Here is an 18,982-nt window from a genome sequence, read left to right as displayed (position 1 = left end):
CCGGCGATCGGTGAACCGAGCGGAATGTCGTTTCCCGCACCGAGTTTGAACAGCAGGACGGCCAGCGCGGACTGCAACACCATCGACACCGACGCGCCCTCGCGGGCCGCCAGTCGTTCCACCGCGGCCCGGGTCTCGCGGTCGATGTCGAAACTCACGACGTCGCCGCGGTATCCGGCGGTACGTGGCCGGGGCCGGTCGACCGGCAGCCGCAGTTGCTCCGGCAGGCCGTCGAGCTCCCGCCGCCAGTACTCGAACTGCCGGGACAGCACGCTGTCCGGATCGTCCGGCGTGCCGAGCAGATCCCGTTGCCACAGCGTGTAATCCGCGTACTGCACCGGCAGCGGCGCCCACGCCGGCGGGCGCCCCGCGTGCCTGGCCGAGTACGCCTCCGACACGTCGCGCAGCAGGGCGGCCATGGACCAGCCGTCCCCGACGATGTGGTGCAGCAACAGGACCAGGACGCCGCCGTCCGGTCCGTCCCGGAACACGCCGGCACGCAACGGGATCTCCGCGGCGAGATCGAACGCGTGGCGCACCTCCGCGGTCACCGCGGCGTGCAGACCGGCCGCGGCCACCTCGGCGACCCGGACCGGGACCGCGACACCATCGGCGTCGAGGACGCGCTGCGCGGGGACACCGTCGGATTCGACGAACAGCGTACGGAGGCTCTCGTGCCGGGCCACGACGTCGGCGAGGGCCGCCTCCAGCGCGGGCACATCGATCGCACCGGTCAGCCGGGCCGTCACCGGCAGGTTGTAGGTGGCGGACGGGCCCTCCAGCCGATGCATGAACCACAACCGCCGCTGCGCGAACGACAACGGAATCGTCTCGGGCCGTTGCCGGGTCGTTACCGCCGGGCGCACGGAGCCCCCGGCTTCCAGCCGGTGCGCCAGTTGCGCGACCGTGGGGGCCTCGAACACGGTCCGGATGGGCAATTCGACGCCGAGCACCGCCCGGATGCGGCTCGCGAGGCGGGTCGCCAGCAGCGAGTGGCCGCCCAGCGCGAAGAAGCCGTCGTCCACGCCGACCCGTTCGAGACCCAGAACCTCGGCGAACAGTTCCGCCAGCGCGCGCTCGCGCCGGGTGCCGGGGGCCCGGTACGGTGCGGCCGAGCCGATCTCCGGGATCGGCAACGCCGCGTGATCGATCTTCCCGTTGGCGGTCAACGGAATCGAGTCGATCGCCAGCACCGCCGCCGGCACCATATAGTCCGGCAGCCGCTCGGCGGCGAACCCGCGCACCCGCGCGGCGTCCACGCCGGCCGGACCGGCGATCACGTAGCCGATCAACCGCGCCCCGGCGTCGGTGCCGCGCGCGACCACCAGTGCCCGTGTCACCGAGGGGTGCTGCGCCAGAACGGCTTCCACCTCACCGGGCTCGACCCGGAAGCCACGCACCTTCACCTGGTCGTCGGCCCGGCCCACGAATTCCAGTTGCCCACCGGCATTCCAGCGCACCACGTCACCGGTCCGGTACAGCCGTCCGCCGGTCGGATCGAACGGATCCGCCACGAATCGCTGCGCGGTCAGCGCGGGGCGGCCCCGGTACCCGCGCGCCAGCTGCGCACCCGCCACGTACAGCTCGCCGGTGACCCCCGCCGGTACCGGCGTCAATCCCGAATCGAGCACGTACACACGGGTATTCGCGACCGGGACGCCGATCGGCACCGTCGCGCCCACCGGGTTGTCGGGCACCAGGGACGAGGTCACGTTCACGGTGGCCTCGGTCGGCCCGTAGAGATTGTCGATCCACACGTCCGGACAGGCCGCGCGCACCGCGCGCACCAGATCGGTGGTGAGGGTGTCGGCGCCGGTGTTCACCTGCCGCAGACCGCGCAGCACCGGTTCCGGCAGCGATGCGCTGTACTCGGCGAGCGCGGACAGCAACGGTGGCGTGCCGAACAGCCTTGTCACCGTGTGTGTTCCGATCAATCGGGCGATCTCGCCGGGGTCCGAGCGCCGTTCGGTCGCCACCACCAGCGCCGCGCCACCGCACAACGCCGGCCAGATCTCGTACGTCGACGCGTCGAACGCCACCGACGAATGCACCAGCACCCGGTCGCCGGGCCGCACCGACCAGGCCTGGGCCACGAGATTCACCACGTTGCGATGGGTGATCGCCACCCCCTTCGGCACCCCCGTCGAACCCGAGGTGTAGATCACGTACGCCAGATCCCCGGGCCGCACCGGCACCACGACATCGGTACCGTCGCCGCGTGTTTCGACCGTGTCCAGGTACAGGCACGGGGCCGCGGTCTCGGGCAGCGCCGCCGCGGTGACAGAATCGGTGACGACGAGTACCGGTGCGGCGTCGGCCAGGACGAACGCCAGCCGGTCCGACGGATAGTCCGGATCTATCGGCAGATACGCGCCACCGGCCTTCGACACCGCCAGCAACGCCACGATCAGTTCCACCGAACGCGGTAAGGCCACCCCGACGACACGGTCCGGGCCCACCCCGCGCTCGATCAGCGCCCCCGCCAGCCCGGCGGCGCGCGCGTCGAGTTCCCGGTAGGTGAGCGCGACATCGCCGCACAGCACGGCGACCGCATCCGGGGTCCGCGCGACCTGCGCCCGGAACAGTTCGGGCACAACGGTGTCCGCGACCTGTGCGTCGGTGGCGTTGTGGTGGCGGGTGAGCAGTTCCCGCTCCGCGGCGTCGAGGACGTCGACCGGCCCCACCGGCGCATCGGGATACGCCATCACCCGTCGCAGCACCCGCACCAGCCGGGCCGCCATCGTCTCGACCGTGGACCGGTCGAACAGATCGGTGGCGTACTCCACGTGCAGATCCCAGCCACCGGCGGTCGCGGCATCGGCGACGGTGAACACCAGGTCGAATCGTGACGTCGTCACCGGCAGCGGATACGGCTCGAAGGCCACCCCGGGCAGCTCCAGCGTCGGCGCCACATTGTTCTGGAAGCTCAGCAGGACCTGGAACAGCGGGTGATGTGCCGGAGAGCGCACCGGATTGAGCAACTCCACCAGCAATTCGAAAGGGACGTCCTGATTCTCGTACGCGGCCAGCGCTTTCGTCCTGACCCGGCGCAGAATCCGGGCGAACGACATCGCCGGATCGACCTCCGCGCGCAGTACCCAGGTGTTGACGAAGAACCCGACCAGATCGGCCAGCCCCTCGTCGGTGCGCCCGGCGATCGGCGACCCGATCGGGATGTCCTCCCCCGCACCGAGTTTGAACAGCAGCACCGCCAGGGCGGACTGCCACACCATCGACGCCGACGCGCCCTCGCGGCCGGCCAGCGCCTCGACGGCGGCCCGCACCTCCGGATCGACCCCGAAGACGACCACATCCCCGCGATGGCTGGCGGTGCGCGGCCGCGGCCGATCGGCCGGTACCGGCAATTGCTCGGGCAGCCCGGCCAGTTCGCGTCGCCAGTACCCGAACTGCCGTGCCAGCACGCTGTCCGGATCGTCCACCGATCCGAGCAGTTCCTGCTGCCACAACGTGTAGTCCACGTACTGCACCGGCAACGGCTCCCACCGCGGCGCTGCACGCCGCATGCGGGCCGCGTAGGCCTGTGACAGATCCCGCAGCAGCGGCGCCATCGACCAGCCGTCGCCGGCGATGTGATGCAACAGCAGCAGAACGACGTGATCGTCGGCGCCGCAACGCAATACGGTGACCCTGATCGGGATCTCGGTGGCCAGGTCGAAGGCGTGCCCGGCCGCCCGGGCCAGCGCCGCGTCGACCTCGGCGAGCGGCACGTCGGCGGTCGAGATCGGGACCTCGACGCTGCCCGCGTCGAGCACCTCCTGCCCCGGGACGCCGTCGATCTCGGCGAATATCGTGCGCAGGCTCTCGTGCCGGGCCACCACATCACCGACCGCGGCGGCGAACACCGATTCGTCGAAACCACCGGACATCCGGACCGCCACCGGCATGTTGTACGCGGCGGACGGCCCGTCGAGCCGATGGATGAACCACAACCGGCGCTGCGCGAACGACAACGGGATCATCACGAAATCACCTCTCGATTCATCTTGCGCAGAGCCGGTCGCCGGGACGGCGCGAGCTCGTCCCAGCGTTGCGCCAGCTCCGCCACGGTCGGGGCGTCGAAGATCACCCGTACCGGGATCTCGACCCCGAGCACCGCCCGGATCCGGCCGCCGAGCCGGGTGGCCAGCAGGGAATGGCCACCGAGGGCGAAGAAACTGTCGTCCACGCCGACCCGATCGCGCCCGAGGATCTCGGCGAACAGTTCGGCCAGCGCCTGTTCCCGCTCGGTGGCGGGGGCGCGGTAGGCCGTCGTGGCGGTGAACTCCGGATCCGGCAGCGCGCCGCGATCCAGTTTCCCGTTGGCGGTCAACGGAACCGAGTCGATCACCAGGACCACCGCCGGCACCATGTACTCCGGCAGCCGCTCGCCCGCGAATTCGCGTACGGCCGCCGGCAGCAGGGTGTCGTGCGGGCTGTTGGTGTACGCGGCCGGATCGCCCACGGCGGTCGCCGGCACGTACACGTCGGTGAGCGAACGATCCTGCACCATCGCCGGATCGACGAAGATCGCGTCCATCCGGCCCGGCTGCGCGGACCAGGTGACCGCGGTGGTGTATCCGAGCCGCTGCCCGAGGTAATGCAGATCCTCGGGGAGCCGGCCGGCCGGATCGGGGTCGTCGCCGAGCAGATCGGGCGACACCCGCGCGCCGGACCGGATCCGGTCGGTGGCCGCGAGCTCACCGATCAGGCCCGCGTGCGGGATACCGGTGACACGAACAGCGTTGTGCCGCTGCGCTTCCAGCAGTTCCCGCAACCGAACTTCGTCCTGATACGCCACGGTGGGCACGTCCCGCACCGACAGCGATCGGGCCGGGGCCTTGCGCAGTACCACGTCGTACCGGTACCGGCTCAGTTCGTTGATCCGGCGTCCGCGCTTCAGCTCGATGTCCACGGCGTCGAAACCGGTATGGGCGAGGAAGTATTCGGGGGCGACCAGCAGTTCCTGCTCGCCGGCGACGGTGCGCAGCACCCGATCCCGGACCACGGCGGGGTCGTCGCCGCCGTGCCGGGTGATCTCGACGGCGGTCGTGAACTGTTCCAGCAGAGCGAGATTGCGCACATCGCCCACGAACACCGCCCCGCCGGGGGCCAGGACCCGCAGCACCTGCGCCAGGACCCGATCCAGATAGGCCCGGCCGGGGAAGTACTGGATGACCGAGTTCACGACCACGGTGTCGAAGTGGCCCGCGGGCAGTCCGCCGGGATCGTCGGCGGCCTGGACGCTCGTGAACACCCGCTCGATCCACGGCTCGTCCAGTCCGCGCAGCTGTTCCCGGAGAGTGCCGATGGTGGCCGCGGAGAAGTCCGTCGCCCAGTACTCCCCGCAGTCGGGAGCCAGCTGCGACAGCAGCAGACCCGAACCCACACCGATCTCGAGGACCCGCTTCGGTTTCAGCTCCCGGATCCGCTCGACCGTGGCCGTCCGCCATTCGCGCATGTCGTCCACGGGGATGGCCGCACCGGTGTAACTGCTGTTCCAGCCGCCGAATTGCGAGCCGAACTCGACATCCGCGGTGGCGGAGCCGTTCCGGTGATCAGCGCTGCCGTAGAGGTCGTCGTACACCCGGCGCCACTGCCCCACCAGGTCGTCCTCACCGGCGACCGGGCCGGACCGATCGGCGACCACGTACCCGACCAGCTGGACGCCGCCGACGGCGGTGTCGCGCGCGACCACCACCGCCCGCGAGACCGAGGGATGTTGCGCCAGTATGGCTTCCACCTCGCCGGGTTCCACCCGGAAGCCACGGACCTTCACCTGGTCGTCGGCGCGGCCCACGAACTCCAACTGGCCCTGGGCATTCCACCGCACCACATCACCGGTGCGATACAGCCGGCCACCGCGCGGGTCGAACGGATCGGCCACGAACCGCGCGGCGGTCAGCCCGGGCCGGCCGCGGTAGCCGCGCGCCAATTGCGCACCGGCCACGTACAACTCGCCGGGAATCCCCGCGGGAACCGGCGCCAGCCCCGGATCCAGCACGTACACCCGGGTTCCGGCCGTCGGACGCCCGATCGGGACGGTGCCGGCGCCGCCCGCCACCGCGTCGTACTCGGTCACGCACGCCGTGGTCTCCGTGGGGCCGTAACCGTTGACGACCCGGGCGTCCGGATATGTCGCGTTCAACCGGCTCACCACGCCGGCGGTCAGCTCGGCGCCACCGGCGATGATCCGCCGCAGCGACCGCAACGGTGTTCCCGGAACGGATTCGGCATGGTCGAGCAGGGCCGCGAGCATGGGCGGCGTCGAGAACATCTTCGTGATCGACCGTTGCTCGATCAGGCGGGTGATCTCCGACAGGTCGGCGCGCTGTTCGCCCGAGATCACCACCGCCGCACCGCCGCACAACGCCGGCCAGATCTCGTAGGTGGCGGCGTCGAAGGCCGTCGACGAATGGGCCAGCACCCGGTCCTCGGTCGTGGCCGGCCAGGCCGCGGCCACCAGGTTGACCACGTCGGCGTGGGTGACGGCAACACCTTTCGGCACACCGGTCGAACCGGAGGTGTAGATCACGTACGCCAGATGGTCCGGTCGCACGGCCACCGGCCGGGTGTCGCCGCCGGGGTCGTCGCCGTCCGATTCGTCGAGGTACAGCGGCGGCACCCCGCCGAGCGGCAGACGCTCGGCGGTGCCGCGATCGGTCACCACGGCGACCGGAGCGGCGTCGGCGAGGACGAACGCCACCCGATCCGCGGGATACGCCGGATCGATCGGCAGATACGCGCCACCGGCGACGAGCACGCCCAGGATGGCCACGATCGAGTCCGACGATCGCGGCAGGGCCACCGCGACAACGGAATCCGGGCCGACCCCGCGCGTGGTCAGCACCCGCGCCAGCCGATCGGCGCGATCGGCGAGTTCCCGGTAGGTCAGGCTCCCGGCCGCGCAGACCACCGCGGTCGCCGCGGGGGTCCGTCCGGCCTGTGCCCGGAACAGATCGACCGTCGTGGCGCCCGTCGCCGGCCCGGCGCCACCGTTCCAGCGGCGCAGGATCGAATCGCGTTCGTCGTCGCCGAGTACGTCGGCCGTGCCCACCGGCGCGCCCGGATCGGCGACGACGCGGCGCAGGACGCGCAGATACCGGTCGGCCATCGCCTCGACCGTGGGCCGGTCGAACAGATCGGTCGCGTATTCGACCAGGCCGCTCCAGGTTTCGCCCGCCGGAGCATCGGCGATGCTGACGAACAGGTCGAGCCGGGCCGTCGCGGTGACCGCCGGATAGGGCTCGATCCGGACGCCGGGCAGATCCAGCACCGGCAGCGCGTTGTTCTGGAACGCCAGCGACACCTGGAACAACGGATGACGCGCCGCCGAACGGGCCGGATTGAGCATCTCGACCAGCAATTCGAAGGGAACGTCCTGATTCTCGTACGCCGCCAGCGATTTCGCCCGGACCTGGTCCAGCAGCTCGGCGAACGAGGTCGCCGCGGCGGGCCGGGCCCGCAGCACCCACGAGTTGACGAAGAATCCCACCAGATCGGCCAGCGCCTCGTCCGTGCGCCCGGCGATCGGCGAGCCGATCGGAATGTCCTCGCCCGCACCGAGTTTGAACAACAGCACGGCCAGCGCGGACTGCAGCACCATCGAGACCGTCGCGCCGTCGCGGGCGGCCAGCCGCTCCACCGCGGCCCGGGTCGCGGCGTCGATGTCGAAGAAGACCATGTCGCCGCGATAGGTCGCGACGCGCGGCCGCGGCCGATCGGCGGGCAACGGCAATTGCTCCGGCAGCCCGTCGAGTTCGCGCCGCCAGTAGTCGAACTGCTGGGACAGCACGCTCGCGGGATCGGCCGCCGAGCCGAGCAATTCCTGTTGCCACAGTGTGTAATCCGCGTACTGGACCGGCAGCGGCCGCCACCCCGGCAGCCGGTCTCCGAGCCGCGCCGAGTAGGCCGTGGTGAGATCGCGCAGCAGCGGCGTCATCGACCAGCCGTCGCCGGCGATGTGGTGGATCAGCACGACCAGCACACAGTCCTCGGCCGAGGTGCGGAACACCTGCGCGCGCAAGGGTATTTCGGTGGCCAGGTCGAATCCGTACCGCACCGCGGCGGTCACCGTCGTGTCCAGCGCGGCGGAGTCCACGTCGGTGACGGTCACCGGGACGTCGACCGCACCGGCGTCGACGATCACCTGGGCGGGCACGTCGCCGGTCTCGACGAAGATGGTGCGCAGGCTCTCGTGCCGGGTCACCACGTCGCCGACCGCGGCCGCGAACGCCGCGGTGTCGAACGACCCGGTCAACCGCACGGTGAGGGCGATGTTGTAGGTGGCCGAGGGCCCTTCCAGCCGATGGATGAACCACAGCCGGCGCTGCGCGAACGACAACGGGATCGGCTCGGGCCGTTGCCGTTCGGACAGCCGGGGGCGAACCCGGACACCCGCGTCGAGCCGGGTCACCAACTGCGCCACGGTCGGAGCGTCGAAGACGGTCCGGATCGGCACCTCGACGCCGAGTACCGCGCGGATCCGGCTGACCAGCCGGGTGGCCAGCAGGGAATGACCGCCGAGCGCGAAGAATCCGTCGTCCATGCCGACCCGATCGATGCCGAGCACCTCGGCGAACAGTTCGGCCAGCATGCGTTCCTCGACGCTCGCGGGAGCGCGATATTCCGCCGCGGAGGCGAATTCCGGATCCGGCAGCGCCCGGCGATCCAGCTTCCCGCCGGCGGTCAGCGGGACCGAGTCGATCACCATGACCACCGCCGGCACCATGAATTCGGGCAGTCGATCGCCCGCGAACCGGCGCACATCGGCGGCCAGCAGGCCCGCCTGCGGACTGTTGGTGTACGCGGCGGGGTCGCCGACCCGGCCGCGGGGGCGGTAGACATCGGTCAGCGGGCGGCCCACTGCGGGCGCGAACACCGCGTCCATCCGGTCCGGCCGCTCCGACCAGGTGACCGCCGTGCGGTAACCGCATCGCGCACCCAGCGTGTACAGATCCTCGGGCAGCAGTCCGGCACCGGCCCGTACGCCGGCGGGTTCGAGCACACCCTCGAAACCGAGCCCCCGGGACAGTCCGGCACAAGGGATTCCGGTGACCCGCAGACCGTCGGCGGGCCGCTCGTCGAGCAGCGCGCCCAGCCGGTCGTGGCCGGGGAATTCGACCTCCGGCAGATCGGCGGCCGACAACGGGTCCGCCGGCGCGGTGCGCAGCACGACGTCGTACCGGTACCGGCTCAATTCGTTGACCGCGTATCCGCGCTTCAGCTCGATGTCGACGGCGTCGACGCCGGCCACGGCGCGGGCCAGACTCACGAAATACTCGGGCGCGACCAGCAATTCCTGTTCGGCGGCGATGTCGCGGCGGACCAGCTCGGCGATCGCCGCCGGATCCTCGTCGCCGTGCCGCGCGCTCTGGATCGCGGTGGCGAACTCCTCGAGCAGGGTGAGATTGCGGACGTCGCCGACGAATACCGCGCCGCCGGGGGCCAGTACCCGCAGGATCCGGGTGAGGACGGTGCGCAGATAGCTCTCGCCCGGGAAGTACTGGATCACCGAGTTCAGCACGACGGTGTCGAAGTGGTTCTCCGGCAGGCCGATCGTGTCCTCGGCGGTGCGGACGCCGAGGGTCACCCGATCGGTCCAGTCCGCGCCCAGTTCCCGCAGTTGCCGTCCGAGGGTGGCGATGGTGGCCGCGGAAAAGTCCGTCGCCCAGTACTCTTCGCACTCCGGCGCCACCTGCGACATCAGCAGGCCCGAACCGACACCGATCTCGAGCACCCGCCGCGGCCGCAGTTCCCGGATCCGGTCGACGGTCACGTCGCGCCATTCCCGCATCTGCTCGACCGGAATGGGCTTCCCGGTGTAACTGCTGTTCCAGCCGCCGAAGTCGTTGCCGAATCCGGCCTCGTCCGCGCGGCCGTCCTCGTCTGCGGCGGAATACAATTCGTCGTACACCCGGCGCCACTGCCCGACCAGTTCGTCCGTGCCGACGGCCGGCCCCGCGCCGTCCGCGACCACGTATCCGACCAGTTGCCGGCCGCCCGAACCGATCTCACGCGCCACCACCACGGCTTGCGAGACCGAAGGATGTTGCGCCAGTACGGTTTCCACCTCACCGGGCTCCACCCGGAAGCCGCGGATCTTCAGCTGTTCGTCGGCGCGGCCGACGAATTCCAGCCGGCCCGCCGGGCTCCACCGCACGACGTCGCCGGTGCGATACAGCCGGCCGCCGGCGTCGAACGGGTCGGCGACGAACCGGGCCGCGGTCAGCCCGGCGCGGCCCCGGTAGCCGCGCGCCAATTGCGCACCGGCCACGTACAACTCGCCGGGGACGCCCACCGGCACCGGCATCAGCCACGAATCCAGCACGTACACCCGGGTATTGGCCACCGGCGCGCCGATCGGCACCGCCCCCTCGAACCGGTCCGGCACGGCGAACGAGGTCACGTCGACCGTCGCCTCGGTCGGCCCGTACAGATTGTCCACGCGGACGCCCGGACAGGCCGCGCGCAACGCGCCGACGAGTCCGGCGGACAGGGTGTCGGCGCCGGTGCCGATCCGGTCCAGGCTACGGAAAGGGTTGCCCGCCAAGGCTTCCAGACGGTCGGTCAGAGCCGCCAGCAGCGACGGCGTACCGAACAGCTTCGTCACCGCGCGGGTTTCCACCAGCCGGGTGATCTCCGCCGGATCCGACCGCTCCTCGACCGCCACCACCAGCGCCGCGCCGCCACACAACGCCGGCCAGATCTCGTACGTCGAGGCGTCGAACGCCACCGACGAATGCACCAGCACCCGATCCGCGGACCCCACCTCCCACGCCTGGGCGACGAGATTCACCACGTTGCGATGCGTGATCGTGACCCCCTTCGGCACACCGGTGGAACCCGACGTGTAGATCACGTACGCCAGATTCTGCGGCCGGACCGGGACCGATCCGCCGCCGTCACCGTCGGCGGCATCCGCCGCGTCCGGGTACAGGTGCGCGATCTCCGTGCGGGGCAGGATTTCCGCGATGGCCGCGTCGGTCACGATCACCACCGGCGCGGCATCGTCGAGCACGAAGGCCAGCCGATCCGACGGATACGCCGGGTCGATCGGCAGATACGCGGCACCGGCCTTCGACACCGCCACCAGGGCCACGATCAGGTCCGCGGATCGGGGCAGCGCCACCGCGACGATCGTGTCCGGGCCGGCGCCGGCCGCGCGCAGCTGCCGTGCCAGGCGGGCCGCCCGGCGATCCAGGTCCCGATAGGTGAGCTCGGTCTCGCCGCAGAACACCGCCGGCGCATCGGGATTCGCGGCCACCCGGTCCTCGAACAGCGCGATCGCGGTGGTGTCCGGGAGGTCGGCGGCGGTCTCGTTCCAGCGGCGCACCACCGATTCACGCTCGCCGGCGCCGAGGATGTCGAACGTGCCCACGGGCAGATCCGGGGCGGCCACCGCCAGCCGCAGCAGGCGCACCAGTCGCTGCGCCATCGCCTCGACCGTCGCGCTGTCGAACAATTCGGTCGCGTACTCCACGAACCCGTTCCACGCCTGCCCCGCCGGGGCGTCGGCGATGTTGAAGAACAGGTCGAACCGCGCGGTCGCGGTTGACGCCGGATAGGGCTCGATCCGCACACCCGCCAGATCCAGGGCCGGCAGGGCGTTGTTCTGGAATGCCAGGGCGATCTGGAACAGCGGATGATGGGCCGCCGACCGGACCGGGTTGAGCAGCTCGACCAGCAACTCGAACGGGATGTCCTGATTCTCGTACGCCGCCAGCGCCCGCGCCCGGACTTGGCCCAGGATCTCGGTGAACGGCGCCTCCGGCACGATCGCGGTCCGCAGCACCCAGGTGTTGACGAAGAAGCCCACCAGGTCCGACAGCGCCTCGTCGGTCCGTCCCGCGATCGGCGAGCCGATCGGGATGTCCTCGCCCGCACCGAGTTTGAACAGTAGCACCGCCAGCGCCGATTGCAGCACCATCGACACCGTCGCGCCCTCGCGGGCGGCCAGCCGTTCCACCGCGGCGCGGGTGTCGAGGTCGATCCCGAAATACACCATGTCACCGCGATAGCTCGCGACCCGCGGGCGCGGGCGATCCAGCGGCAGCCGCAACTGCTCCGGCACCCCGTCGAGTTCGCGCCGCCAGTACTCGAACTGGCGCGACAGGACGCTGTCCGGATCGTCCGGTGAGCCGAGCAGATCCCGTTGCCACAGTGTGTAATCCACGTACTGCACCGGCAGCGGCGGCCGGTCCGGCGCGGGGCCGGCCAGGCGGGCCGCGTACGCCGCCGACAGATCGCCGAGCAACGGGGCCAGCGACCAGCCGTCGCCGGCGATGTGGTGCATCAGCAGCACGAACACGCAGTCGTCGGGGCCGTCGCGGAAGATGTCGGCGCGGATCGGGATCTCCCGGGACAGATCGAAGCCGTATCGCGCCGCCGCGGTCACCGCGGAATCCATTCCGGCGGTGTCGATCTCGGTCACCGTGACCGGCACCTCGGCGGTGTCCAGGACCCGCTGGGACGGCTCACCGCCGATATCGGCGAAGATCGTGCGCAGACTCTCGTGCCGCGCGACGACATCCCCGATCGCGGCGCGCAGCGCCGCCACCTCCGCGCCGCGCAGGCGCACGGCCAGCACCATGTTGTAGGTGGCCGAACGGCCCTCCAGCCGATGGATGAACCACAACCGGCGCTGCGCGTACGACAACGGCACGACGGCCGGGCGCGGGCGTGCCGACAGGGCCGGGCGCACCGGCACCTCGGCCTCCAGCCGGGCGGCCAGCTGCGCCACCGTCGGTGCGTCGAAGATCGTCCGGATGGGCACCTCGGCGCCGAGCACCCGCCGGATCCGGCTGGCCAGCCGGGTGGCCAGCAGCGAATGACCACCGAGGGCGAAGAAGCTGTCGTCCGCGCCGACACGTTCGAGTCCGAGTATCTCGGCGAACAATTCGGCCAGCACCCGCTGTCGTTCGTCGGCCGGTGCGCGGAATTCCGCCGCCGACACGAACTCCGGGACGGGCAGGGCCGCGCGATCCAGTTTTCCGTTGGCGGTCAACGGCATCGAGTCCAGCACCATGACGACGGCGGGCACCATGAAATCCGGCAGCCGCTCGGCGACGAACCCGTGCACCCGGGCCCCGTCGAGGACGACCGATCCGGCACGGTCGGGGACCACGTAGCCGACGAGCTGTTTGCCGCCCGCCGCCTCCCGGGCGACCACCGCCGCCTGCGACACCGAAGGATGCCGCGCCAGAATGCTTTCCACCTCGCCGGGCTCCACCCGGAAGCCGCGGATCTTCACCTGGTCGTCGACGCGGCCCACGAATTCCAGCTGCCCGCCGGCGGTCCACCGCACCACGTCGCCGGTGCGATACAACCGGCCGCCGGCCGGATCGAACGGATCGGCCACGAACCGCAGCGCGGTCAGCGCGGCCCGGCCCCGGTAGCCCCGGGCCAACTGCGCGCCGGCGATGTAGAGCTCCCCGGGGACACCCGCGGGCACCGGGACGAGACCCGAATCCAGCACGTACGCGCGCATATTGGCCAGTGCGGCGCCGATCGGCACCGCCGCCTCGCCCGCGGTGCCCGCCCCGGCGGCGAAGGTCGTGGCGAACACCGTGGTCTCGGTCGGCCCGTAGGCGTGGACCACGGCCCCGGCCGCCCCGGCCCGGCGGACGGCCGCGGGGGTGAGCTCGGCGCCACCGGAGATCACCTGGGTGAGGCTGCGGAAGGGGTTGCCGGGCAACGTCTCCGCCCGATCGCACAACGCCGACAGCAGCGCGGGCGTCAGGAACATCCTGGTGACCGCCCGGTCCTCGATCAGCCGGACCATCTCGAGCGGATCCGACCGCTGTTCGGTGGCGACGACCACCGCGCCGCCGGCCACCAGGGCCGCCCAGATCTCGTAGGTGGTGGCGTCGAAGGCGATCGAGGAGTGCAGCAGGATCCGATCCGCCGGTCCGATCGACCACGCCTGGCCGACCAGGTTCAGCACGTTGCGCTGGGTGACGGCAACGCCTTTCGGCGTTCCGGTGGATCCGGAGGTGTACATCACGTACGCCAGGTGCTGCGATCGCGGGGCCGTGGCGGGTTCGGCCGGGACCGGATCGGTCGGGTCGAGCGCGTCCACGTGCAGGTGCGGTATCGCGCTGTCCGGCAACACGTCCGCGGTGCCGGAATCCGTGACGATCACCACCGGCGCCGCGTCCGCGAGCACCGCCGACACCCGCTGGGACGGATACGCCGGATCGATCGGCAGATACGCGCCACCGGCCTTCCACACCGCCAGCAGCGCCACGATCAACTCCACCGACCGCGGCAGGGCCACCGCCACCAGGACATCCGGGCCGACACCGCGCGAAATCAGCACTCGCGCCAGCGCTTCCGCCCGAGTCTCCAGTTCCCGATAGGAGACCGACTCGCCGCCGCAGAGGACGGCCACCGCATCCGGGGTCCGGCCGGCCTGCGCCCGCACCAACGTCGTGACGGTGCCGTCGGGGATCGCCGCCGAGGTGTCGTTCCACTGCGACAACACCCGATCGCGCTCCTCCGGAGCGAGGACATCGGCCGTGCCGACGGGAACGTGCGGATTCGACACCAGCTGTCGCAGTACGCGCACCAGCCGTCGCGCCATCGCCTCGACCGTGGATCGATCGAACAGATCGGTGGCGTATTCGACGAAGCCCGCCCACCTGGTGTCGCCCGGGGCGGCGCCGAGATTCACGGTCAGGTCGAACCTCGACGTCGTGCTCGTCAGCGGCCGCGGCGCGACCTCGACCCCCGGCAGGGCGGGCAGGGCGAGGGTGTCGTCCTGGAAGCTCAGCAGCACCTGGAACAGGGGGTGGTGCGCCGCGGACCGGACCGGGTTGAGCAGTTCGACCAGCCGCTCGAAGGGCGCGTCCTGATTCTCGTAGGCCGCGAGGGCCTTCGAGCGAACCCGGCCGAGCACCTCGGAGAAGGTCGCCGCCGCGGTGACGGGCGCGCGCAGCACCCAGGTGTTCACGAAACACCCGACCAGATCGGCCAGCGCCTCGTCGGTCCGGCCGGCGATCGGTGAACCGATCGGAATGTCCTCGCCCGCACCGAGTTTGAACAGCAGCACGGCCAGGGCGGACTGGAGCACCATCGACACGGTCGCACCCTCGCGGACCGCGAGTCGCTCGACCGCGGCGCGGATCTCGGCATCGACGCCGAACAGCACCATATCCCCGCGGTAGCTGGCCTGCCGCGGTCGCGGGCGATCGGTCGGCAGGCGCAACTGCTCGGGCATTCCGTCGAGTTCGCGTCGCCAGTAGCCGAGCTGCCGGGCGACGACGCTGTCCGGATCGTCGGCGGAGCCCAGCAGTTCCCGCTGCCACAGGGTGTAGTCGACATACTGCACCGGCAACGGCGTCCACTCCGGCGCCCGGCCCGCCCGGCGGGCCGCGTAGGCCACCGACAGGTCGCGCGACAACGCCGCGAACGACAACCCGTCGCCGGCGATGTGGTGGATCAGCAACACCAGGATCCATTCGTCGCCGTGGCGAACGATGCTCGCCCGCACCGGGATCCGCTCGGACAGCGCGAACCGGTGCGCCAGGGCCGCCGCCACCGCGGCGTCGGCCGCTCCGGGTGCCACGTCGGTGACGGTCACCGGCACATCGATGTCGGCGGCATCGAGCACCCGCTGTGCGGGCACCCCGTCGAGTTCGACGAAGATCGTGCGCAGGCTCTCGTGCCGCGCGATGACGTCGCCGACCGCGGCCGTGAAGGCGGCGGTGTCGAACGAACCGGTCAGCCGGGCGGTCAGGGGGATGTTGTAGGTGGCCGACGGTCCCTCCAGCCGATCGATGAACCACAGCCGGCGTTGCGCGAACGACAACGGGATCTCCCGCGGCCGCGGCCGCGGCGACAGCGCCGGGCGCGCCCGCACCCCGGCGTCCAGATGCGTCACCAGCCGCGCGACCGTCGGGGCGTCGAAGACCGTCCGGATCGGCAACTCGACCCCGAGCACCGCCCGGATCCGGCCGATCAGCCGGGTCGCGGACAGCGAATGGCCGCCCAGTTCGAAGAAGTTGTCGTCCAGGCCGATTCGGTCCCGCCCGAGGACCTCGCCGAACAGCTCCCCCAGCAGGCGTTCCCGGGTGCTGCCGGGCGCCCGGTACGCGGCCGAGGAGGCGAACTCCGGATCCGGCAGGGCCCGGCGGTCCACCTTGCCGTTCGACGTGAGCGGCACGGCGTCGAGGACGGTCACCACCGCCGGCACCATGAATTCGGGCAGCAGGCCGGACACGAACCGGCGCATGTGCGCGCCGTCGACCGGCCGGTCCGGGTCGACGACCACGTACCCGATCAGCCGGCTGTCACCGTCCGCGCCGAAGTCGCGGGCCACCACCACCGCCTGCGTCACCGAGGGATGTTGCGCCAGCGCGCTTTCCACCTCGCCGGGCTCGACCCGGAAGCCGCGGATCTGTACCTGGTCGTCGGCGCGGCCCACGAATTCCAGCGTGCCGGCGCCGGTCCAGCGCGCGACGTCGCCGGTGCGGTAGAGGCGGCCGCCACCGGCCGGATCGAACGGATCGGCGACGAATCTCGCCGCGGTCGGCCCCGGCCGCCCGTGATAGCCGCGCGCCAATTGCGCACCGGCGACATACAATTCGCCCGGAACGCCGACCGGGACCGGCGTCAGGCCAGGATCCAGGACGAACACCCGCATGTTCCCCAGCGGAGCGCCGATCGGGCTGCCGCCGTGGAAGCGTTGCACCGTGGACAGATCCAGTCTGGTCACGTGCACGGTGGTCTCGGTGATCCCGTACATGTTCACCAGGGCCGGGCCGTCGCCGCCGGCCGAGTACCAGGGCTGCAGATGCGCGTCCTGCAGCGCCTCGCCGCCGAATATCACCATGCGCAACGCGGATTCGGTGTTCCCGCGCTCCGCCCGGGCCCGTGCGAGCGCCTGGAAGGCGGAGGGCGTCTGATTGAGGACGGTCACCCCGGTGCCGACGATCAGGTCCCACAGCTGGGTGGGAGTGCGCACCACCTCCCACGGCACGACCACGACCCGGCCGCCGTGCACCAGCGCGCCCCAGATCTCCCACACGGAGAAGTCGAAAGCCTGGGAATGACACCAGGCCCAGACATCGCCGGGACCGAACGCGCACCAGTCGGCGGTGCTCAGGAACAGCGACGCGACGTTGCCATGGGTGACGGCAACGCCTTTCGGGGTCCCGGTGGAGCCCGACGTGTAGATCAGATAGGCGAGGTCGCCGGGTGACACGGCGACCGGTGGCGGTGCGGCCGCCGCCCGATCGATGTCCTCGATGCGGAGGCGCGGAATCCCGGTGTCCGGCAGCGACGTCGAGCCCGCCGCGTCGGTGAGCAGGACGACGGGCGCGGCATCGCCGAGGATGAACGCCAGCCGGTCGGCGGGATAGCCCGGATCGACGGGCAGATAGGCCCCACCGGCCTTCAGCACCGCCAGAATCGCGACGATCAGTTCGGGCGAGCGCGGCAGGGCCACCGCCACAACCCGATCCGGACCCACTCCGCGCGAGATCAGCGCGTGCGCGAGACCGTTCGCGCGGGCGTCCAGCTGCCGGTACGACAATCGCTCCGCACCGGAGATCACCGCCACCGCATCGGGTTCGCGGCGCACGCGGTCGGCGAACATCCCCACCAGGGTCGCGCCGGAATCGACCGGCACGGCGGTGTCGTTCCATTGCTCGACCAGCCGCGCCCGGTCCGCGCCGAGCAGGTCCAGCGTGCCGATCGGCGCGTGCGGGTCGGAGACGGCCAGGCGCAGGCAGTTCGCGAGCGCGTCCAGATAGCGGCGCAGATCGTCCTCGCCGTACCGCCGGGCGTCGCCCTCCAGCCGCAGGTAACCGCCACGGGGAGAGTGTCTTTCGTAGTAGAAGACGATCGACAGATCCCCGCTGTTGCCGGCCGACCAGAGCTGCAGGTCGGCCGTCCCGCCGGACATCCGCATCGCGCCGAAGAAGGACATGACGTTGACGACCGGACCGAACGGGTTGCCGTCGGCGTTCGACACCCGCCCGGCGTCCCGCCGGATGTCCGACATGCCGTAGCGGAAGTGGTCGCGGGCGCTCGACAGGCTGCCGCCGATCCGCCGGGCCAGTTCCGCCAGGCTGGTGTCCCGGCTCGCCTCGATCGGCAGCGGAACGGTGTCCGAGAGCTGGCACGGCGTATCACCCACGACGCCACCGCGGTTCGACACCGGGATCTGCACACAGAATTCGTCCCGCAGGGTGTAGCGCCGGACGACGGCGGCGGCGACAGCGAGGAACAGCGTGGAGGGTTTGACGCCGGCCGATCGCGCCGAGTCGAGCAGGGCGGCCAGCTCCGCGGCGGAGAGATCGTGGGTGCGGCCCACCCGGCCCGGCCGTGCGCTGCCGTTCGCGTTGCCGGGCAGGCGAACCGGGTCGACGCCGGCCGGGAGGTAGTCTCGCCAGAAGTCCCGATCGGCCGCCCACCGATCGCGGCGGTAGGCGAGATCGCTGTCGAGGATCTCGTCTATATCCGCGAATTCGGCCGGGGCGAGCGATATCTCGGCAACCGCGGCGCAGTAGACGTCCAGAACCCGTTGCGCCCAGGTCGCGACGCCCACACCGTCCATGATGATGTGGTCGAAACACAGGGAGAGGAAGTAGTGGTCGTCGGCGATTCGCAGCAACGCGACCCGCAGCAGGGCGTCGTGCTCGAGATCGAAACCCGACTCCTGTTGGCGCGCCAGATGTTCGAAGGCCGCCGTTAGCGGATCGGGTTCATCGCGCAGGTCCACATGCGCCGGCGCCCAGCCCGTGACGTCGCGCTCGACGACCACCGGTTCGCCGGCGTTACGCACGAAATTGACTCGCAACGCACGCGATTCGGCGAACACCCGGTGCAGTGCGGCATCGAAACGAGCGGTGTCCAGATCGGCATGGATATCTATATAGACCAGGCAGTTGTTCGGAATATCCGCCAGTTCGTGGGCCAGCCACAACTCTTTCTGAATCGAAGTGGAAGCGCGCAGGGATGATTCATTGTCCAATGGCAT

Annotated in this window: 2 protein-coding genes (1 of these 2 only partly in view); both read right to left on the bottom strand. The window is 71.0% G+C overall.

Annotated features, from left to right (window positions below):
• Positions 1-3,980, bottom strand: partial view of a non-ribosomal peptide synthase/polyketide synthase gene (locus NRB56_RS07740; RefSeq protein ID WP_153340403.1) — the beginning only. It extends 16,525 nt beyond the left edge of the window; the window shows 3,980 of its 20,505 coding nt (coding positions 1-3,980); the start codon lies at positions 3,978-3,980; the stop codon falls past the left edge of the window.
• Positions 3,980-18,982: a non-ribosomal peptide synthetase gene (locus tag NRB56_RS07735; RefSeq protein WP_153339843.1), complete on the bottom strand. Its 15,003-nt coding sequence runs from the start codon at positions 18,980-18,982 to the stop codon at positions 3,980-3,982. Before NRB56_RS07735 ends, NRB56_RS07740 begins: the two co-directional genes overlap by 1 nt.

The organism is Nocardia aurantia (assembly GCF_009604425.1).
Taxonomy (GTDB): domain Bacteria; phylum Actinomycetota; class Actinomycetes; order Mycobacteriales; family Mycobacteriaceae; genus Nocardia; species Nocardia aurantia.
Note: the sequence above shows the minus strand (reverse complement) of the source record. Positions and strands in the feature narration are given on the sequence as shown.

Bases quoted from the DNA above. Each gene is read 5' to 3' on its own strand.
- NRB56_RS07735 (WP_153339843.1), bottom strand. From the start codon at position 18,982: ATGCCATTGGACAATGAATCATCCCTGCGCGCTTCCACTTCGATTCAG.